The sequence below is a fragment of the Kitasatospora sp. MY 5-36 genome (assembly GCF_001182915.1).
GTDB lineage: Bacteria > Actinomycetota > Actinomycetes > Streptomycetales > Streptomycetaceae > Kitasatospora.
Genome location: NZ_LFVW01000996.1, coordinates 1 through 2,574, shown reverse-complemented (window position 1 = coordinate 2,574; position 2,574 = coordinate 1). Strand labels below are relative to the sequence as shown.

2 protein-coding genes are annotated in these 2,574 nt (G+C 72.6%); both read right to left on the bottom strand.

The features are described 5' to 3' along the window. Positions 1-125 precede the first annotated feature (125 nt). Positions 126-1,649, bottom strand: a complete 1,524-nt coding sequence (locus AE652_RS39330; protein ID WP_049660358.1) for a CoA-acylating methylmalonate-semialdehyde dehydrogenase — start codon at positions 1,647-1,649, stop codon at positions 126-128. Positions 1,650-1,921: 272 nt separating this feature from the next. Continuing rightward, on the bottom strand, positions 1,922-2,574 hold a 653-nt coding region (locus AE652_RS44555; RefSeq protein WP_049660357.1), incomplete at its 5' end, for a nucleotidyl transferase AbiEii/AbiGii toxin family protein.

The window sequence follows — 2,574 nt, the reverse complement described above, 5'->3', positions numbered from 1 at the left end:
TGTCCGGTGCTCCCTGCCAGGCAGCTCGAAGAACTGTACGCGCTTCCACGCACCGATGCAAACGTCGTGCAAAGACGGCCGGCCGGACCCCGGGGAGAGGGGTCCGGCCGGTGGTGCCGTGCGGATCAGCTGTTGGTGGGGAAGCCCAGGTTGATGCCGCCGTGCGACGGGTCCAGCCAGCGCTGGGTCACGGCCTTGCCCCGGGTGAAGAACTGCACGCCGTCCGGGCCGTACGCGTGGGCGTCGCCGAACAGCGAGGCCTTCCAGCCGCCGAAGGAGTAGTAGGCGACCGGGACCGGGATCGGCACGTTGATGCCGACCATGCCGACCTCCACCTCGAACTGGAAGCGCCGGGCCGCGCCGCCGTCGTTGGTGAAGAGGGCGGTGCCGTTGCCGTACGGGTTGGCGTTGATCAGCGCCAGGCCCTCCTCGTACGAGTCGACGCGCACCACCGAGAGGACCGGGCCGAAGATCTCGTCGTTGTAGACGGACATGCCGGGCTTGACGTGGTCGAACAGCGTGGGGCCGAGCCAGAAGCCGTCGGCCGTCGGGGAGCCGTTCCGGTCCTCGGCGGTGACCGGGTGCTTGCGGCCGTCCACCGCGAGCTCGGCGCCGTCGGCGACCCCGGACTCCACGTAGGAGGTGACCTTGTCCCGGTGCTGGCCGGTGACCAGCGGACCCATCTCGGACTCGCCGTTGCAGCCGGGGCCGACCTTCAGGGTGGCGATCCGCTGCTTGATCTTCTCGACCAGCTCGTCGCCGATCGGGTCGACCGCGACCAGCACGGACACCGCCATGCAGCGCTCGCCGGCCGCGCCGAAGCCCGCGTTGACGGCGGCGTCGGCGGCGAGGTCGAGGTCGGCGTCCGGCAGGACCAGCATGTGGTTCTTGGCGCCGCCCAGGGCCTGCACGCGCTTGCCGTAGCGGGTGCCGGTCTCGTAGACGTAGCGGGCGATCGGGGTGGAGCCGACGAAGCTGACGGACTTGACGTCCGGGTGCTCCAGCAGGCGGTCGACGGCCACCTTGTCGCCGTGCACGACGTTGAAGACGCCGTCCGGCAGGCCGGCCTCCTTCCACAGCTCGGCGAGGAAGTTGGCGGCGGACGGGTCCTTCTCCGAGGGCTTCACCACGACGGTGTTGCCGGCCGCGATGGCGATCGGGAAGAACCACATCGGCACCATGGCCGGGAAGTTGAACGGCGAGATGATCGCGACCGGGCCGAGCGGCTGGCGGATCGAGTAGACGTCGACGCCGGTCGAGGCCTGCTCGGTGAAGCCGCCCTTGACCAGCTGCGGGATGCCGCAGGCGTACTCCACGACCTCCAGGCCGCGGGCGATCTCGCCGAGCGCGTCGGAGTGCACCTTGCCGTGCTCGGCCACGATGATCGAGGCCAGCTCGTCGCGGCGGGCGTTCAGCAGCTCGCGGAAGGCGAAGAGCACCGTCGTCCGCTTCGCGATCGAGGCGGTGCGCCACTCGGTGAAGGCCGAGGCGGCGGCGGCCACGGCCTGGTCGACCTCGGCGATCTCGGCGAAGTCGACCTGGCCGGCGACCTGGCCGGTGGCCGGGTCGAAGACCTCGCCGCGACGGGGGGCCGCACCGGCGGTGGCGACGGGCTTGCCGCCGATCCAGTGAATGATGTGCTTGCTCAAGGTCCGTCTGCCTCCGAAGTCCCGGGCGGCGTCCTGCCACCGGTCCGGTCTGGCGCCGCCCGCACGTGGGCCGGGCGACGGGAATCACGGGGCTACCGCGCTCGTCTCCCAGTCTGGTGGCCGCTCCGGCGCAGCTCAACGAACAGGCTGACGGGGATCGTGGATTCAGCCTTACAGGTCGTCCGGTCACTCGCCCGAACGTGTGAACCCACCACGAATGCCCCCAACGGCACGGGCACCCAAACACCGCGGGCACCCGCGGGACCGAGGGGTTAGGACTCCCCGTCCTCCGGCTCCTCCAGGTACGGGTCGTGCAGCCCGTCCGCCGCCTCCCGGGTCTCCAGCAGGTCCAGCCGCAGGTCCTGCGCCCAGGCCAGCGCCCACCGCTTCAGCTCGGCCACCTCCCCGGCCGGCACGCCCCGGGCGCGGAACCGCCCGTCCGCCGCCTCGGCGAGCGCCTCCAGCCGTTCGGCCAGCGCCGCGGGCTGGAAGTCCGGGTCCAACTCGGCTGCCAGCGCGAGCAGTTCGCCCTCCCGGTAGCAGCGGGTGAGGGCGTGCACGTCGATCAGGTCGCGGGGCATGCCCCGGTCCACGAGCAGCGCGGTGGTCAGCGCGGCCGCGTCCTCCAGGGCGACGACCGGCAGCACCGCCGGGGGCTCGTCCGGTCCGGGCGCACCGAGGTCGAACCGGACCGGCCGGTGTCCCAGCGGTTCCTTGCGCAGTTCCACCGAGTGCGACCGCCCGCCCAGCGCCAGCCGGACGGTGAGCTGTTCCAGCCGCGGTGTGCCCGGCCGCTCGACGGCCCCGCCGCCCGCCGTCCGGTACGCCTCGCCCAGCGCGGCGGCCACCTCCGGGAGGTCGGCGCCGCCGGTCGCCAGGGTCAGCCCGTCCTGCGGGCAGGCCGCGACGCCGTGGGCGCGCAGCG